At 45.8% G+C, this 17,802-nt stretch carries 17 protein-coding genes and 1 other RNA gene; 4 read left to right on the plus strand and 14 right to left on the minus strand.

Annotated features, from left to right (window positions below):
• Positions 1-5: 5 nt before the first annotated feature.
• The 9 genes from murD to rsmI form a co-directional block, all read right to left on the minus strand.
• Positions 6-1,319, minus strand: a complete 1,314-nt coding sequence (gene murD / locus OH459_RS09545) for a UDP-N-acetylmuramoyl-L-alanine--D-glutamate ligase (RefSeq protein WP_049534677.1) — start codon at positions 1,317-1,319, stop codon at positions 6-8.
• A gap of 39 nt (positions 1,320-1,358) precedes the next feature.
• On the minus strand, positions 1,359-2,441 hold the full coding sequence (mraY, locus tag OH459_RS09550) for a phospho-N-acetylmuramoyl-pentapeptide-transferase (protein WP_005447790.1): 1,083 nt from the start codon (positions 2,439-2,441) through the stop codon (positions 1,359-1,361).
• A complete protein-coding gene (locus tag OH459_RS09555; protein WP_101960639.1) occupies positions 2,441-3,805 on the minus strand; it encodes a UDP-N-acetylmuramoyl-tripeptide--D-alanyl-D-alanine ligase in 1,365 nt (454 codons plus the stop codon). The genes mraY and OH459_RS09555 overlap by 1 nt, the downstream gene beginning before the upstream one ends.
• A gap of 2 nt (positions 3,806-3,807) precedes the next feature.
• Entirely contained in the window at positions 3,808-5,283 is a 1,476-nt protein-coding gene (murE, locus tag OH459_RS09560) for a UDP-N-acetylmuramoyl-L-alanyl-D-glutamate--2,6-diaminopimelate ligase (protein WP_050907500.1), read from the minus strand.
• 60 nt (positions 5,284-5,343) lie between these two features.
• Positions 5,344-7,149, minus strand: coding sequence for a peptidoglycan glycosyltransferase FtsI (locus tag OH459_RS09565; RefSeq protein WP_005447785.1), 1,806 nt, complete (start codon positions 7,147-7,149; stop codon positions 5,344-5,346).
• Positions 7,146-7,463, minus strand: a complete 318-nt coding sequence (ftsL, locus tag OH459_RS09570; RefSeq protein WP_005428577.1) for a cell division protein FtsL — start codon at positions 7,461-7,463, stop codon at positions 7,146-7,148. Before ftsL ends, OH459_RS09565 begins: the two co-directional genes overlap by 4 nt.
• Positions 7,464-7,468: 5 nt before the next feature.
• A complete protein-coding gene (gene rsmH, locus OH459_RS09575; RefSeq protein WP_069218194.1) occupies positions 7,469-8,419 on the minus strand; it encodes a 16S rRNA (cytosine(1402)-N(4))-methyltransferase RsmH in 951 nt (316 codons plus the stop codon).
• 176 nt (positions 8,420-8,595) lie between these two features.
• Positions 8,596-9,024, minus strand: an RNA gene (gene rnpB / locus OH459_RS09580) — RNase P RNA component class A.
• A gap of 355 nt (positions 9,025-9,379) precedes the next feature.
• Entirely contained in the window at positions 9,380-10,243 is an 864-nt protein-coding gene (rsmI, locus tag OH459_RS09585; RefSeq protein ID WP_005447783.1) for a 16S rRNA (cytidine(1402)-2'-O)-methyltransferase, read from the minus strand.
• Positions 10,244-10,311: 68 nt separating this feature from the next.
• Here rsmI and OH459_RS09590 point away from each other — a divergent pair, with 68 nt between their 5' ends.
• The 4 genes from OH459_RS09590 to OH459_RS09605 are packed head-to-tail and all read left to right on the plus strand — an operon-like array spanning position 10,312 to position 13,736.
• Entirely contained in the window at positions 10,312-12,123 is a 1,812-nt protein-coding gene (locus OH459_RS09590) for a penicillin-binding protein activator (RefSeq protein ID WP_009697603.1), read from the plus strand.
• On the plus strand, positions 12,110-12,478 hold the full coding sequence (locus OH459_RS09595; RefSeq protein WP_005447774.1) for a YraN family protein: 369 nt from the start codon (positions 12,110-12,112) through the stop codon (positions 12,476-12,478). The genes OH459_RS09590 and OH459_RS09595 overlap by 14 nt, the downstream gene beginning before the upstream one ends.
• A 3-nt stretch (positions 12,479-12,481) precedes the next feature.
• Complete coding sequence (locus OH459_RS09600) at positions 12,482-13,072, plus strand: phosphoheptose isomerase (RefSeq protein ID WP_005447772.1); 591 nt, start codon at positions 12,482-12,484, stop codon at positions 13,070-13,072.
• A gap of 22 nt (positions 13,073-13,094) precedes the next feature.
• On the plus strand, positions 13,095-13,736 hold the full coding sequence (locus tag OH459_RS09605; protein ID WP_005447770.1) for a BON domain-containing protein: 642 nt from the start codon (positions 13,095-13,097) through the stop codon (positions 13,734-13,736).
• Positions 13,737-13,801: 65 nt separating this feature from the next.
• Here OH459_RS09605 and sspB read toward each other — a convergent pair whose 3' ends face one another.
• The 5 genes from sspB to petA form a co-directional block, all read right to left on the minus strand.
• Positions 13,802-14,281: a ClpXP protease specificity-enhancing factor gene (sspB, locus tag OH459_RS09610; protein WP_005447768.1), complete on the minus strand. Its 480-nt coding sequence runs from the start codon at positions 14,279-14,281 to the stop codon at positions 13,802-13,804.
• A 19-nt stretch (positions 14,282-14,300) separates the two neighbouring features.
• Positions 14,301-14,936: a stringent starvation protein SspA gene (gene sspA / locus OH459_RS09615; RefSeq protein WP_005436105.1), complete on the minus strand. Its 636-nt coding sequence runs from the start codon at positions 14,934-14,936 to the stop codon at positions 14,301-14,303.
• Positions 14,937-15,032: 96 nt separating this feature from the next.
• The gene (locus OH459_RS09620; RefSeq protein ID WP_005447766.1) at positions 15,033-15,770 is read right to left on the minus strand and encodes a cytochrome c1; all 738 of its coding nucleotides are present in this window, start codon (positions 15,768-15,770) and stop codon (positions 15,033-15,035) included.
• Complete coding sequence (locus OH459_RS09625) at positions 15,767-17,032, minus strand: cytochrome b (RefSeq protein ID WP_005447764.1); 1,266 nt, start codon at positions 17,030-17,032, stop codon at positions 15,767-15,769. Before OH459_RS09625 ends, OH459_RS09620 begins: the two co-directional genes overlap by 4 nt.
• On the minus strand, positions 17,032-17,622 hold the full coding sequence (gene petA / locus OH459_RS09630; RefSeq protein ID WP_005436095.1) for a ubiquinol-cytochrome c reductase iron-sulfur subunit: 591 nt from the start codon (positions 17,620-17,622) through the stop codon (positions 17,032-17,034). Before petA ends, OH459_RS09625 begins: the two co-directional genes overlap by 1 nt.
• Positions 17,623-17,802: the final 180 nt, after the last annotated feature.

Below are 17,802 nucleotides of genomic sequence, written 5' to 3' on the forward strand. Positions count from 1 at the left end.
TTTAATTATGCGTATTTCTCGGCAAGAGCTGCGAATGCGTCACCTCTTGCCATAAAGTTGTCGAATTGATCAAAGCTAGCACATGCCGGAGACAGCATCACCATATCACCCGTTTTTAACTGCGAAGATATCTGCTGAATCACATCTTCCATGGTGTCGAAACGAGTTGCTGATTCGTGCAGTGGCATAAATTCATCGCCATCAGCGCCAAAACAGCAAAGTTGCAGGTTCAGCGTCGCGAAGATCGGTTTTAGTGGAGTGAAATCCGCACCTTTACCAACACCACCAACGAGCAAGTACAGTTTGCCCGTCGACTCTAAACCAGAAAGCGCTGCCATAGTGCTCGCAATATTGGTCGCTTTTGAGTCATTCACCCATTTTACGCCACGATTATCCGCAACCACTTGGCATCGATGTGTCAAACCCGTGTAAGTTTTAAGTGCATTCAATGATTTGTGATAATCCACACCTGCCGCTTTAAGCAGTGCAAGTACGACTAGAGCATTGGCTAAATTGTGCTTACCAACCAGCTTTAGCTCATCACTAGCAATGACACGCTGACCATGATCGAGCAACCAAGTACGATTGCCATCCAATTCAAGACCGTAAGCTTGCTCATCGTTCCCGAATGTCACTAACGGCATATCAATATCAGGGAAGGTCTCTTGGTCATCTCGATTTACAACTGCCAGTTCTGCATGGTTGAAAATACGCAATTTAGCTTGTCGATAATCCGCCATGCCGTCATAACGATCCATGTGATCTTCAGAAAGATTTAGAAACGCAGCGGCTTTGAGTTTTAAGCTCGACGTAGTTTCTAATTGGAAGCTGGACAATTCAAGGACATACAAATCTGCATCTTGCTCTAGCAAATCAAGAGCAGGAACACCGATATTGCCACCGACACCTACCGTTAGACCTGCGGCTTTCGCCATGACACCAGTTAAGTCCGTTACTGTGCTTTTACCGTTAGAGCCAGTAATCGCAATAACAGGTTTATCGGCAGCCCAAGCGAAGAGTTCAATATCGCCAACAACTGGCGTCCCTTTCGCAAGAATGACTTGAATTTCTGTTGTCGCCAAAGCAATGCCGGGATTAGTCACCACTAAGTCAGCTTCTGCAAGCCACTCAGTATTCCACCCGCCACTGTGCAATTCGACTTGCTCAGGCAAGCGTTCAGCCCCAGGAGGGTTAGTACGCGTATCAATGACTTTGACCGCTAGTTGCGGTTGTGTTTTTGTTAGGTGTTTAACGACAGAGAGCCCGGTAATACCGAGCCCTACAACAACAACCTTATGTATGTTTTGCCAACGTTCCATATTTGCTCACGCAATTTGTCTTATTCTTGGAAAGTGCGATTAACGCACTTTCAGTGTCGCTAGACCAATCAGAACAAGAACCATAGAAATAATCCAGAAACGCACGATTACGCGAGGCTCTGGCCAACCTTTCAATTCGTAGTGATGGTGAATCGGTGCCATACGGAAAATACGTTGACCACGTAGCTTGTACGAACCTACCTGTAGGATTACCGACAGTGTTTCCATTACAAACACACCACCCATGATCACCAATACCAACTCTTGACGAACAAGTACTGCGATCGTACCAAGCGCACCACCAAGAGCAAGTGAACCAACATCACCCATAAACACTTGCGCTGGGTATGTGTTGAACCACAAGAAACCAAGACCCGCACCAACAATTGCCGTACATACAACTACCAACTCAGATGCGTGTGGTAGATATGGAATGTGGAGGTATTCTGAGAAGTTAACGTTACCCGTCGCCCACGCAATCACGGCAAAGCCGGCTGCAACTAAAACGGTCGGCATAATTGCCAAGCCATCCAGACCATCGGTTAGGTTTACCGCATTACTTGTACCCACAATCACAAAGTAAGTGAGGATAATGTACATGAAACCAAGTTGCGGCATGATGTCTTTGAAAAACGGCACAACAAGTTGAGTAGCGGCTGTATCTTTGCCATAAGCGTACAACGCAAACGCCACAACAAATGCAATCAACGACTGCCAGAAGTACTTCCAACGAGCAATCAAACCATCGGTGTTCTTACGAACGACCTTACGATAATCGTCGACAAAGCCAATCGCACCATAACCTAACAACACGGTTAGTACTGCCCATACGTAAGGGTTTGATAAGTCAGTCCACAAAAGAATGGTGATAGAAATAGCTGCCAAAATCATGATACCGCCCATCGTTGGGGTACCACGCTTGCTAAAGTGGGATTCTGGACCTTCGTTACGGACAACCTGACCAATTTGTAGCATCTGTAGACGCTTGATCATGATAGGTCCCATCCATAGGGATAAACCTAAAGCGGTTAATACGCTGAGGATTGCTCGAAAAGAGAGGTATTCAAACAATCGGAAAAAAGATAGGTATGGCTGTAGCAGCTCGGCAAGCCAAATAATCATTAATAATACTCCTTCAAAGCAGCAGCGACTTCAAACATACGTGCACCGTTCGCCCCTTTCACCAACATCGTGTGATGCTCAGGAGCCGCTTGGTCTAGATGCTGCTTGATGTAGTCAATCATCTCTTGATGTGTCTCAAAATGGATGCCGTCGCAGAGTTCGCTAATAACCCTTGCATCTGCACCATACGTGAGAACATGTTCAAATTTTTGTGGGGCAGCATGTTCCCCGACTTGACGATGAAGTGCAAGACTTTCCTCACCCAACTCCGCCATATTGCCTAAAATCAACCAACGTTGTCCTTGAAATGCCGCTAGCAAATCAACAGCAGCCTTCATTGCGGGAACACTTGCGTTGTAGCTGTCGTCAATCAGTTTGATCTTGTCGCTCAGCTCTTCCACTTCGACACGACCTTTAACTTTATTAAGATGCTTAAGACCAGCTCGAACCTCTTCTAAGGTCGCTCCCATTTGCAGTGCAATGATAGAAGCGGCAATTGCGTTAGACACGTTGTGTTGACCAATAATACCCAGAGACAGTTCAATTTCTTGTGAACCTGCGGCGATATGTAAGTCAAAGCTTGCTTCACCTGCGGCGTTCATCACGATATTTGTCGCATAAAAGTCAGCGTTTGTGTTGCTTTGTGAGAAAGTAATCACCTTCTTATCAGCGAGAACCCCCTCCCACTTAGCTTCACCATGACTGTCTAAGTTCACAATCGCAACGCCACCAGCGGAAAGCCCTTGGTAGATCTCTCCTTTTGCTTGCTTCACTCCATCAATCGAACCAAAGCCTTCAAGGTGTGCTGCAGCTACGTTGTTAACAAGGGCCATATCGGGTTTAACTAATTGAGTAGTATAAGCAATCTCACCAATGTGGTTTGCTCCAAGCTCAATCACAGCGTAGTCATCGTTTTTTTGCGAACGTAATAGTGTCAGCGGAACGCCGATGTCATTATTAAAGTTACCCGCAGTAAATAACACCTGACCTTTCAATTGTAAGATGCTTGCGACCATCTCTTTTACTGTGGTTTTTCCACAACTTCCGGTGATCGCAACCGTTGGTGTTTGACATGATTGGTGAACCCACGCAGCAACTTCGCCCAATGCTATCTTACTATCAGCAACAACAACTTGAGGCACATTCACATTGAGTGTTTTTTGCACCAATAGTGCCCCAGCACCAGACTCTACGGCTTGTTCACAGAAATCATGAGCATCAAAACGCTCACCGACTAAAGCAACAAATAGTGCCCCTAGGTCGATTGTGCGAGTATCAGTAGAAACAGATTCGATGGCAACGTCATTGCCAACCAATTCACCACCTGTGATTTCAACAATTTGAGAAAGCGTTACGGTGATCATGATCAAAGCCCCAATAATGTCATGGCTGACTCGCGGTCAGAGTAGTGAATGGTTCCAGAATTTAGAACTTGATAGTCTTCATGACCTTTACCAGCCAGAAGAATAATGTCTTGAGAAGAGGCATTTTCAAGTGCATAAGACAGTGCTTTGAAGCGGTCGTGTTGCACAATAGCATCAGCTGGCTTAGTTAACCCTGCCAGCATATCTTTCATGATAAGAGCCGGATCTTCACTGCGTGGATTGTCGTCCGTCAGAACCACTTTATCACCCAAACGCTCGGCAATTTCCGCCATCATTGGGCGTTTTCCAGCATCACGATCGCCCCCACAACCGAAGATCGCCCAAAGATTACCTTGGCAATGAACACGAAGCGCTTGCAGCGCTTTTTCCAAAGCATCAGGTGTATGAGCATAATCCACAACCACTTTCGCGCACTCTTCCGCTTGAAACAGTTCCATTCGACCAAGTACAGGCTGCAACTGTGCAGCCGTTGCAAGCAAGCTCTGTTTATCGAAACCTAGGCTAAGCAACGTTGTAAATGCCAACATTAGGTTCGCTGCATTAAATTCTCCGATCAGCGGAGCATGTAATGTGCCCTCACCAAACTTGCCGCTAAACTCAATCGTAATGCCTGATTCTGCATAAGCAATATGATTAGCAAACACTGTATGCGCAAAATCTGTCGTTGGTTTGAGTGATACGGCTAGAGCATTAGGAAGCTGTTTCGCCCAAGTTGCACCGACTACATCGTCTACATTGATGATTGCGTGCTCGCATTGATGGGCTGTAAATAGGGTAAGTTTAGCTTTAGCGTACTCTTCCATAGTGCCGTGGTAGTCTAGATGATCTCGGCTTAGGTTAGTAAATACGCCCGCAGCGAAAGACAGAGCCTTAACACGACCTTGAATCAGACCGTGGGAAGAAACCTCAAGCGCAGTGTATTGCGCTTTTTGCTCAGCGAGGGAAGCAAGTGTCTTTTGGATTTCAACGGCGTTGCCCGTTGTATTTGCAGCTTCTTGCAGGTTATCAAGGAAACCATTACCCGTTGTACCCATAACCGCTGCTTTTGCACCGACTAAATCAATCCACTGAGCAATCAGTTGAGTGATGGTGGTTTTTCCGTTCGTACCTGTGACACCAATCAGCTCCATATTTGGATAGTGGTACAACTGACCCGCAATTTGAGATAAGCATTTGTCTAATGCATCAAGATAAACAACTGGTACGTCGTTAATGATCTCAATCGAGCCATGCGCTTTTACATCACAGGCTTGAGCGATAACCGCGTTCGCTCCTTGTTCAATTGCTGTTGGGATAAACTGACGTCCATCGACAACATGACCGATAATGGCAACAAACGTGGTACCAGATTGAACTCTTCGGCTATCGAGTTCCAATTCAGAGACAAGGATAGAGGACAAGCTAGGGCAATCTACCCAAGTGGAAAGCAGCGTGTCCATACTGATGGCTTTAGTCATATATGTTCTCCGAGCATGCGCTCAGCTTTCTTCATTTTGTTTCTTAGCAGACTTATAAGCCTACTGTTGGAATTTATTTTCGTCAGGGGCAACATTCAAGATTTGCAGCGCACCTTTCATGATTTCAGAAAAGACAGGAGACGCTACTGAACCACCGTAGTAATCATCACCTTGTGGCTCATTCACAATCACTACCAACGCAATTCGCGGGTCGCTCACAGGCGCAAGACCAGCGGTATACGTAATGTATTCATCACTATAGCCACCTGCTGTCGCTTTACGTGACGTACCGGTTTTTGCCCCGACTCGGTAACCTGGAACAGCCGCTCTTCGAGCTGAACCACCTTTTTGTGTTACCGTCTCTAGCATATCTAACACTTGACGAGCATGCTCTTTGCTCACCACTTGGCGTGACATATCGTTATCGTTACTTTCGATAATATGAATTGGTTCGTATTTTCCTAAGTTGCCTAGCGTCGCGTACGCATGAGCAAGCTGAATTGGCGTGATGGATAAGCCGTAACCAAAAGAAATCGTTGCTCGCTCAATAGGAGACCAACGAGAGCGGCTTGGGAAAATACCGGTCACCTCACCAACCAAGTTCAAGCCGGACAATTCGCCCAAACCAACAGAGCTATACAAACCCAATAACGCTTCCACTGGCATTCGCATCGCAAGCTTGGTCACACCGATATTACTCGATTTTTTCAAAATCTTGGTCAGGCTTGCTTTACCTACTTTGGACACGTCACGAACACGGCTACCACCGAGTTGAAGAATGCCATTTCCGGTATCGACGATCGTATCTTTGTCCGCCACACCATTTTCTAAAGCGGCTAAGATCACGAATGGCTTAATCGTCGAACCAGGCTCCATTGAGTCGGTAATAACTCGGTTACGCATCTTGTAGCTTTGCCAGTCGCTGCGGTTATTTGGGTTATAAGATGGCGCATTCACCATCGCCAACACGGCACCTGTTTTTACATCAAGCATTACTGCAGAGCCGGAAGTTGCACGGTGATCGGCTACAGCTTGCTTAATTGCGCGATACGCGATGGCTTGCAGTCTTTGGTCAATGGTCAGTTGCAGCGGCTTACCTTCTTGCTTCTCTTCCAAAGCAATGTTCTCGACGACACGACCATAACGGTCTTTACGAATGGTTTTCTTACCCGCAGCGCCAGTCAGCCATTCATCGTAGCTACGTTCAACACCTTCTAAACCATGTCCATCAATGCCTGTTACACCGACTAAGTGGGCACTAACTTCACCTGCGGGATAGTAACGACGAGATTCGGATTTCAACCCCACACCCGGCAGCTTTAACTCTCGAATGTAGTTCGCCATCGCTGGACTTACTTGACGTTGAAGGTAAATAAAACGGCGGGATTCGTTCTTCTTAATTTTGTTAATCAGACCTTGGCGATCTAAGCCAAGCACGTCGGCAAGTGCGTACCAACTTTTAGTTTGCTGCAGTGCGCCTTCTTTAAAGATGGTTTTCGGGTCTGCCCAAACGGCTTCTACCGGTACGCTCACTGCCAGCGGTTCACCGTTACGGTCAGAGATGATCCCACGCGCGGAAGGAATGGCTTTTACACGGATAGAACGAAGATCACCTTGCTTGATAAGGTTGTCTGGCTCGATAATTTGAATGTAAGCCACACGCCCAACGAGAAGAGCGAAGGCACAGAAGACAAAAAACAGCAGCAAGTGAAAACGCCAGCGAATCAAAAATGACTCTGGTTCTGCCGTTACTTCTGTTTCTTTTGTTTCTTTGGTGGGTTGCGGTTTTGCTGCAGAAACTTTCTTTTCTTTTGCAGCAGACTTGCGCGTATTTCCTTGTTTAGATTTGGCTTTCTTTCCAATCATTTTAGCGTGATAACCACTTCTTTATCGCCATCTGGTCGTTTCATTTCAAGATCCTTCTTTGCCAAGTCTTGAACGCGACTGTGTTCTGCGAGAGCTGTTTCTTCCAACATTAGGTTGCGCCATTCGCTGTCCAATCGCTCCCGCTCAACCAATGTATGATCTTTTTCAGTGATCGCTTGACGCGCATGGTGGGTTGCAAACACCACTCCCATTGCGGTTGCGAAGATCAAAATCATCAACAACAACGACCAGCGACCGACGGTAATCAAATCCGTCGCTATCAACTTAGCAAGGTTAGGAGTGGTTTTCGTCATAATAATTAAAGCTTTTCTGCAATTCTTAGCACTGAGCTTCGAGAACGCGGGTTCATGTCAATTTCTTGCTTAGTTGGTTTGATAGCTTTACCAACAGGCTTCATGTTTGCACTACCCAGAGCACGAATCTGCTCTTCTGTCATTGGGATACCGTGTGGCACTTCTGGACCTTTACTCTCTTTACGAATAAAGCGTTTTACCATACGGTCCTCTAAAGAGTGGAAACTGATCACTGATAAACGTCCCTCTGGAGCCAAGATGCTCGCAGCGCCTTTTAGTGCTGTATCAATTTCTTCTAATTCACTGTTGATGTAAATACGAAACGCCTGAAAAGCACGAGTCGCTGGGTGTTTTTTCTCTTTGAAACTCTTTGGAGCGGCATCCGAGATCAATTTAGCTAATTGACCAGTACGAACCATAGGCTCGTTTTCCTCGTCTTCGCGGTATGCCACGATCGCTTTCGCTATGCGACGTGCGTGTTTGTCTTCACCGAACTCGCGAATGACCCAAGTAATGTCATCCAAATCCGCTTCCATCAACCATTGAGAAACAGGGATACCTGATGTTGGGTCCATACGCATATCTAGTGGACCATCTTTCATAAAGCTAAAGCCACGCTCAGCATCATCTAACTGTGGAGAAGACACGCCAAGATCAAGCAGGACACCGTCAACTTTACCAACTAAACCGTATTCTTCTGCGTACTTCGCCATACCAGAAAATGGACCATGAATGATGGTAAAACGAGGGTCGTCGATTTTGCTCGCTTCTGCGATAGCCTGTGGATCACGGTCGATACTGTATAGACGACCATTCTTCCCGAGCTTCGACAAGATAGTTCGGCTGTGACCGCCACGGCCAAATGTTCCATCGATATAGATACCATCGGGTTTGATAGCCAAGCCATCAATGGATTCATTTAATAACACTGAGATATGTTGAAATGTTTCGGTCATAGCTTTCTCGTTGAATGATCTTGAAGCGATTCTTTAGTGTACTGATTTCCCACATCATCGCCACCTCAAGTCTAAAGTTAGACGTGATTCAGCGCCAAGTTTATTGGTAATGACATAGTTTGCGTCAATAAAATGCAAAAAACCCATCACTACCGAAGTAGGGATGGGTCTCGAATAGGTGGAGCCGACACATAAGCCGGGTTCTGTTCCGCTTGCGCGGCGGTAGCCATTCGTCTAGGCCAGCAATCACTCACTGGCTCGAGCAACCTACCCGCCTCCTTACGCGAGCAACGCAATGTGGAGGCCTATTTGGTCTTGCTTCAGGTGGAGTTTACCCTGCTACGAACTATTACTAGTCGTCCGGTGCGCTCTTACCGCACCCTTTCACCCTTACCTGTGCCCTAAGGCCATCGGCGGTCTTCTCTCTGCTGCACTTGTCGTAGGCTTGCGCCCCCCAGGCGTTACCTGGCACCTTGCTCTATGAAGCCCGGACTTTCCTCCCCTTTGTCAGTCTCCCGAAGGACGTCAACGTCAGTCTCCCAAAGGGACTTCGACGTCAGTCTCCCGAAGGACATCAACAAAGCAGCGACTACCCAGTCAGCTCCGATGGCGGATTGTATAGAGTTATCCCTTCTGAGTCTAGTGAGATCACAGATATGATGAAATGAGGATGTTAATTGCTCAGAAAACAAACAAGAATACTTAAATTTGGGGAACATGCGTTGCCGGATTCGAGAACCGGGAGCGCGATACTCCGAAGATAGAACGTTGTAGGTAAGCTTGGAAAATAAAAAGGAGAACCGAGTTGATGGTTCTCCTTTCAAACAGAAATTCACTTAAGATAAATGAACGTCTTGGGATATATTGATAGCTGAGCGCAGGATTAAGACCACTATATTCTCGAGTCTCACCTCCAGAAGCGAAGCGTTTCCAAAGTGCCGGCGTTCGTTCTAGAAGCTTTTAACCCAGATTTTCCAAGCCCCACTTGTATAAAGCATTCTTCTTCAAACTGTAGATTTCAGCGGCAAGCGCAGCGGCTTTCTTCAATGGTAACTCTTTAGTCAAGATGCCCAATGTACGCGTCGCTTCATCAGGTAGGCTCTCTTCCGTTGAATCTCGGTGACCATGAATCAGCAATACCATCTCACCACGTTGTTGGTTATCGTCACTCTTCACCCACTCAATCAACTCACCAAGAGGCATTCCTTGAATAGTTTCAAAGGTTTTGGTTAGTTCACGAGCCAATACCACTTCACGTTCTGGACCAAGAACGTCTAACATATCTTGTAGAGAGTCTAAAATACGATGCGGAGATTCGTAGAAGATACAAGTACGTTCAACAGAAGCAATCTCCAAGAACTTGTCTTTACGACCTTTACTTTTCGGTGGTAAGAAGCCTTCGAAACTGAATCGGTCAGATGGTAGACCTGAAGCACTTAACGCAGTGATGACCGCACACGCACCAGGAAGAGGCACAACTCTTACGCCCGCTTGACGACATTTTGTCACCAAATGGTATCCTGGATCGCTTATTAGCGGCGTACCAGCGTCAGAAACCAATGCGATAGACTGACCTGACAGTAGCTTTTCAACTAGAACTTGTGCTTTTTGTTGCTCGTTGTGATCATGCAGCGCAAAAGTTTTGGTTTGGATATTGAAGTGAGACAGTAATTTGCCTGTATGTCGAGTATCCTCAGCGGCAATGATGTCCACATTCGACAGAACTTCGATAGCACGTTGAGTGATATCCGCTAAATTTCCGATTGGAGTCGGTACGATGTATAGAGTTGGCCCCTCATTCGGCAACTTATTTTTATCTGTCATTTGTTTACCATCACTTCAACGATTAATATAGAGACAATTTTGTACAAAATTATAGAGAACTCACGGCAATGATGAACCATAAGAGACTCAGTGTACCACGCTTACTCACTCCTGTTGCACTGGCAATTACGCTCGCCGCCTGTTCTTCAGGTCCGCGACAACCAGATAGCGTAGATATTACACTTGAGCCGACACAGTCTGTTCAGAACTACATGATTCAAGCTGATAGCACCGAAGGTAGCCTACAAAACGACTGGTTGATCATGGCAACCAAAGCGGCAATCCAAGCAAATGAGTTAGACCAAGCTGAGCTGTTAATCAAACGTCTTTCTCGTCAGCAACTGAGCGAAGTTCAACAGGCTGAGTGGCAATTGGCTCGTGCGACCTTACAGCAAAAGCAAGGTAAATACTCACAATTGCTGCAAGGGCTGAACTTTAAACCTTGGTGGAAACTGCCAAGCGAACAGTGGAAAGACTACTACGAGTTGCGCGCGGACGCTTACCAAAGCTTAAACCAACCGTTTGAAGCAAACCGCCAATTGGTAGCCGAAGGCCAATACGCGTCATCAGCAGAGCAACGTGAGATCTCTAGCCGTATTTGGATGAACTTCGGCAGTTACTCTGAAAATGAACTGACGGCATTGCAAACTGAACCAAGCGAAGACGTACTAGATGGTTGGCTACAATTAGCGATCTATGCAAAAACGTTATCGAGCAATATTCCTCAGCTTAAAAACACGCTTGAGCACTGGTTAAGTGAAAACCCTTCACATCCAGCAGCGGTTTATACTCCTGCAGAAATTCAAAACATCCTCTCGTTAGAGATTGTGAAACCAAACAACACAGCGCTTCTGTTACCGCTAACGGGTAAATTTGCTCCGCAAGCACAACTGATCCGCGATGGTTTCATCTTTGCGATGATGAACGACCAAGCACGAGATCCAAGTGCGACGCTGACGGTAATTGATACACACGCTTACAGCGCCGATCAAATCAAACAGCGCTTAATCAATGAGAACATCGATTTTGTCGTTGGTCCTCTACAAAAAGAAAACGTAGAGAAGCTACAAGCGACATTAGACGGTTCCGAAACTGGCGTAAAAATTCCAACGTTGGCACTCAACATTCCAGAAGAAGTGCAAGCTGGCACAGACATGTGTTACCTAGCACTTTCTCCAGAGCAAGAAGTTGCACAGGCAGCCAAGTACCTATTCAGCCAAGGCTACCAATTCCCAATGATCTTAGCGCCAAACGGAGCTTATGGTCAGCGTGTTGTTGAAGCGTTTAATGAAGAGTGGAGCAAATACAGCTCAAACAAAGTTGCGACTAGTTACTTTGGTGATAAACGCCAACTGCAAAAGAACATTAATGGTGTATTTGGCTTACAAGAGAGTCAGCAACGCATCGCACAAATGCAGTCTCTGATGCGCATCTCTTTAGAGAGCCAACCTCGTAGTCGTCGTGATGTGGATGCGGTATATATTGTCGCACGCAGTTCCGAACTGACGTTGATCAAGCCATTTATCGAAGTCGCGATTAACCCAGATGCAAAACCACCTAAGTTGTTCTCTAACTCTCGCAGTAACAGTGGTGGCGCAACTTACGAAGATCTATCAGGCGTGGCGTACAGCGACATTCCGATGTTAATCAATCCAGATCCAACCATCGCGACACAAATGAATGAGCTATGGCCAGATCAATCCAATATGGAAAAACGCTTAGAAGCATTAGGTATGGACGCATACAAACTGCTTGGTGAGTTACCGCAAATGAAGTTACTACCGGGCTACTCAGTTGATGGTCAAACAGGTGTATTAAGTATCAACAACAACTGTGTAGTACAACGTGAGTTAGACTGGGCCGAGCGTGGGGCTCTTTAGTAAGCGACAAATCGGCAATCAATACGAAACCCTGGCGAAGCGATATTTGCAGCGTCAGGGTTTGCGCTTTTTAGATCAAAACTTCCTAACGAAAGTCGGCGAAATTGATTTAATTTTCCAACAAGGTGAAACTATCGTCTTTGTTGAGGTCAAATATCGTAAGAATGATGCTTTTGGCTCTGCAGCAGAAATGGTCACCTACGCAAAAATGCGTAAACTAGTCAAAACGGCTCAAATTTGGCTAAGCCAGCAAAAATGCTCGGCACACACTATCGATTATCGGTTTGATGTTATTGCCATTCACGACAGTGGTCGAGACATCAACTGGATACAAAATGCAATCTCTGAAGGATAAACGATGCTAGACAGCATTAAAGACAGTTTTACAGAAAGTATTCAAATTCAAATCGCTGCAGCAGAAGCACTACCAGATGCAATTACTCACGCTGCTCAGGCAATGGTTTCAAGCTTACTCAACGGCAATAAAATCCTATGCTGTGGCAACGGGGGCAGTGCGTCGAATTCACAACAATTTGTCTCTTGTCTTTTGAACCGATTCGAAACAGAGCGCCCTAGCCTACCAGCAATGACGTTGACGGCGGATAACACAACGCTCACTGCCGTTGCCAATGACTACCACTACCAAGAGATCTTCTCCAAGCAAGTACGCGCTTTTGGTCAGCCGGGCGACATCTTGCTCGCAATCTCTACCAGTGGTAACAGCAAAAACATCATCAAAGCAATGGAAGCCGCGGTAACTCGCGATATGACGATCATTGCTCTTACTGGTAAAGATGGCGGTGAAATGGCTGGCTTGCTTGGTGAAAATGATGTGGAGATTCGCATTCCATCACATCGAACAGCACGCATCCATGAAGTACATATGGTCACCCTTCATTGCTTGTGTGACCTCATCGACCAAGTTCTTTTCCCTGCTCACGAAGAATAATTGAAATTGAGAGTTTAGAAATATGATACGTAGTCTTGTCATTTTATTTGCAGCACTCAGCATGAGTGGCTGTGCGGGTTTGTTTATTGCAGGGGCAGCAACTACTGCCAATATCGTTACAGATACACGTACAACCAAAGAAATTTGGCAAGACAACAACATCGAATTTGAAGTTGCAGCGATTGGCAATAAAGCACCATTCAAAGGAAAAGCTCGCGTCGTTGCGAGTTCATACAATGGGACCGTTGTATTAATGGGACAAGCCCCAACTCGCGAACTGATTAATGAGTTTGAACGTCGAGCTCGTGCTGTGAGTGGTGTGAAAAATATCCATAACCAGATCAAACAAAAAGAACCATTGAGCGTAACTCAAATCAGCAACGATAGCTGGATCACCACCAAGGTTAAATCAGCATTACTGACTGATAGCGAGTTAAATGGCATCAAAGTAAAAGTGATTACTGAAGACAGTGATGTATTCTTGTTTGGTTACGTCACGCCACAACAAAGCGATCGAGCAACAGAGATTGCACGTAATATCTCAGGCGTAAAACAAGTGATTAAAGGCTTCCAATATGGTGATGAAAAGCCATTAAAAGTGGAAGAACCAGAAACAACACAGCCTGAAGCAACAGTCACTGAATTAGGCTCTCAAGTGAACTAGCTAGACAGTTGTTTAATACAACTTAGCAGATAATAAAAAAGCAGCGTGGGCACGCTGCTTTTTTTTTATTTGATAACTCGTAAGCTTGGTCTGCCTTTCGGACGAGGAGCTTCTTCCTCTTCAGACTCCGAGTCCATGACTTCTGAATCATCACTCACGGTAGTAAAAGTTGGTGACTGTTCTTCTTCAACAATCCCTTCTTCTTCGATATGAGTGTACGCTTCTTCAGGTTCAAACATGGTGCCAGCACCATTCTCTCGAGCGTAAATCGCTTGTACCGCATAAACCGGTACGATCACTGAATGAGGTCGACCACTAAAACGAGCATGGAAGGTAATCGCATCATTACCCAACTCAAGTTGACCAACAGCACGTGGAGCAATATTCAAGATGATTTGACCATCTTGAATAAACTCAACTGGTACACGCACACCCGGCATCGTTGCATCAACCACCAAGTGAGGAGTTAAGTCGTTGTCTACCAACCAATCGTAAAATGCACGAAGCATATACGGACGGCGAGCAGTCATTTTTGCAATATCCATAACGTGTTATCTAAATCGCTTAGCGAACTAGGCGCATTTCACGTTCAGCTTCAGTTAGAGAAGCAAGGAATGAATCACGCTCAAATACGCGGTTCATGTAAACTTTGATCTCTTTTGAACCAGGACCTACAAGGTCGATACCTAGTTGAGGCAGACGCCACAATAGTGGAGCTAGGTAGCAGTCGATTAGGCTGAACTCTTCGCTCATGAAGTATTCGTATTCAGCAAAGATTGGCGCTAGAGTCAGAAGATCGTTACGTAGTTTAGTACGTGCTTTTTCTGATTCTTCCGCGTTACCCTTAACAACTTTTTCAGCTAGTGAGTACCAGTTGCGTTCAATACGGTACATCATCAAACGGCTGTTACCACGAGCAACTGGGTAAACAGGCATTAGAGGTGGATGAGGGAAACGCTCGTCCAAGTACTCCATGATGATTTTTGAATCGTAAAGAGCTAGCTCACGGTCCACAAGAGTTGGTACTGATTTGTATGGGTTCAGTTCCACAAGCTCAGCAGGAAGGTTAGCTTCATCAACAAGCTCAACTTCAACACTTACGCCTTTTTCAGCTAATACGATGCGAACCTGATGGCTATACAAATCTGATGCACTTGAGAAAAGAGTCATCACAGAACGTTTATTGGCAGCTACAGCCATGGAGCCCTCCAGCACACTTACAAATAAAAATAATGGAGGCTAAGCCTCCATTATTCGTCAATTAAAATTGGGAATTAGCACGGTATGATAGCACAATTAATGCACATCACGCCAATACTCTTTCTTGAGCATCACGACAACAATTGTTAGTAGAACGAGGAAGCCCATCACCCACCAACCAAGCGCATGACGCTCTAGTTGAACTGGGTCGCCTGAGTAAACTAGGAAGTTAACTAGGTCACCAACCGCTTTGTCATATTCGCCAGAGCTTAGCTCACCAGTACCGTCTGTTTCAGTACCTACAACGACCTGAACTTCCTCACCGTCAACCACTTTCGTGCCGTAGACTGGAGTAGGAATGCCTTGAAGCTCTTCAAGCACATGTGGCATACCAACGCTTGGGAATACAATGTTGTTCACACCGAATGGACGTGATGGGTCAACATAGAAAGAGCGCAGGTAAGTGTATAGCCAGTCTGCACCACGAACTCGAGCAACAAGTGTTAGATCCGGTGGCGGAGCACCAAACCAGTCACCCGCTTGCTTCGCAGGCATCGCATTTACCATTAGGTCACCGATTTTCGCTTCAGGATCAAAAATCAGGTTTTCCTTCATTAGGTCAGCAGGAATATCCAAGTCTGTCGCTACTCGCTCGTAACGCTGGTATTGCGTTGAGTGACAAGCAAAACAGTAGTTCATGAATAGCTTCGCGCCGTTTTGTAGCGAAGCTTTATCCGATAGGTCCACGTTCGCCTTGTCTAGCGGTACGTTGGCACCCGCTGCCATCGCGAGAGATGGCAACATAGCAAATAGAATTACAATCCACTTCTTCATTTGAATGTCACCCTCTCTGGTAATGGTTTGGTCGCTTCATTTTTGCTGTAGAAGAACAGCAGGACAAAGAACATGAAGTAACACAAGCTAAAGATCTGAGACAAAAGCGTGTACAGCGGCGTTGCCGGTAGTGCACCCAAAATACCCAGAGCGATAAAGGCGATAGTGAACTGAACAATATTCAATAGGTGAATTTTGCTGCGGTAACGGTAAGAACGAACTTTACAACGATCCAACCAAGGTAGAACAAACAGTACTGCAATTGACGCACCCATTAGGATTACACCCAATAGCTTGTCCGGAACCGCACGTAAGATTGCGTAGAATGGTGTGAAGTACCAAACAGGAGCGATATGCTCAGGTGTCTTCAGTGGGTTTGCAGCTTCAAAGTTAGGTGGCTCAAGGAAGTATCCACCCATTTCTGGGTTGAAGAACAGCACATAACAGAAGAAGAACAAGAAACCAGCCACACCAACTAGGTCCTTAACCGTACCGTATGGATGGAAAGGAATCGAATCGATGATGTCGTATTTCTTCGTGTAGTAATCGTGGAACTTGAACTGTGTTTCGTAATCATCGCCCATTGAGCCTTTTGGTAGCTTAGTCTCGATACCATCCGGGTTGTTAGAGCCAACTTCGTGTAGTGCCAATACGTGCAGAACAACAAGAAGAAGTAGAACGATAGGTAGCGCAATAACGTGTAGTGCGAAGAAACGGTTTAGCGTTGCACCTGAGATGATGTAGTCACCACGGATCCAAAGCGTTAAGTCATCGCCAATAACAGGAATCGCACCAAATAGAGAAATGATTACCTGAGCACCCCAGTATGACATCTGACCCCATGGTAATAGGTAACCCATGAAAGCTTCAGCCATTAGAACCAAGAAGATCAACATACCGAAGATCCAAAGTAGCTCACGAGGCTTTTGGTATGAACCGTAAATCAGACCACGGAACATGTGCAGGTAAACAACAACGAAAAACGCTGACGCGCCAGTTGAGTGCATGTAACGCAACAACCAGCCGTAATCAACGTCACGCATGATGTATTCGATAGAAGCAAACGCACCATCACCAGAAGGAACGTAGTTCATTGTTAACCAAATACCGGTTAGGATTTGGTTAACCAGTACCAACATTGCCAGAGAACCGAAAAGGTACCAAAAGTTGAAGTTCTTAGGCATTGGGTATTCAGACAAATGCTTTTTATAAGCATTCATCGCGGGAATTCGTTTTTCAACCCAGTCTAGTAGTGCTTGCATTATGCGTCTCCCTCATCAACACCGATCATGAGCTTCGTATCACTCAAGTACATGTGCTTAGGAACCACAAGGTTCAGAGGTGCAGGAACACCTTGGAACACTCGACCAGCCATATCGAATTTAGAACCGTGACATGGACAGAAGAAGCCAGACTTAACGCCTTGAACTTGCTCGGAGAACGTGTCAGGTAGATAGGTCGGTGAACAACCTAAGTGAGTACAGAAGCCAACTGCCACGAAATACTCAGGCTTGATCGAACGATGCGCGTTCTGAGCATAAACTGGCTGTTGTTCCATTTCTGATTGTGGGTCACGAAGCTGTCCGTCGATGTTCTTTAGGTTATCCACCACTTCTTGAGTGCGACGTACAACCCATACAGGCTTACCTTGCCACTCAACACGAACCATCTGACCAGCTTCGATTTTACTGATATCCACTTCCACCGGTGCACCCGCAGCTTTTGCTTTGGCGCTCGGATTCCATGATTTGATAAAAGGCACGGCGACGGCAGCTGCCCCTAATCCACCAACAACTGCCGTTGTAGCGGTTAGAAAACGCCTGCGACCGTTATTTAAAGGCGCGTTGCTCATCCAAACATTCTCCCATTTGCTCCCTTTGGATCGTTATTATTCCGCTTATAAGAGCATGGCTAACAAATAATGAATTTAGTTCTATTTATTGGGGGGAAATGATAAAGAAAACCCTACTTTTTGACAAGATAAAGCTACCTTTTTGTAACAATTGTGAGGCAAATCGCTCACGCCGTCACA

Origin of the sequence: Vibrio sp. MM46, assembly GCF_027587135.1 — a bacterium.
Taxonomy (GTDB): domain Bacteria; phylum Pseudomonadota; class Gammaproteobacteria; order Enterobacterales; family Vibrionaceae; genus Vibrio; species Vibrio harveyi.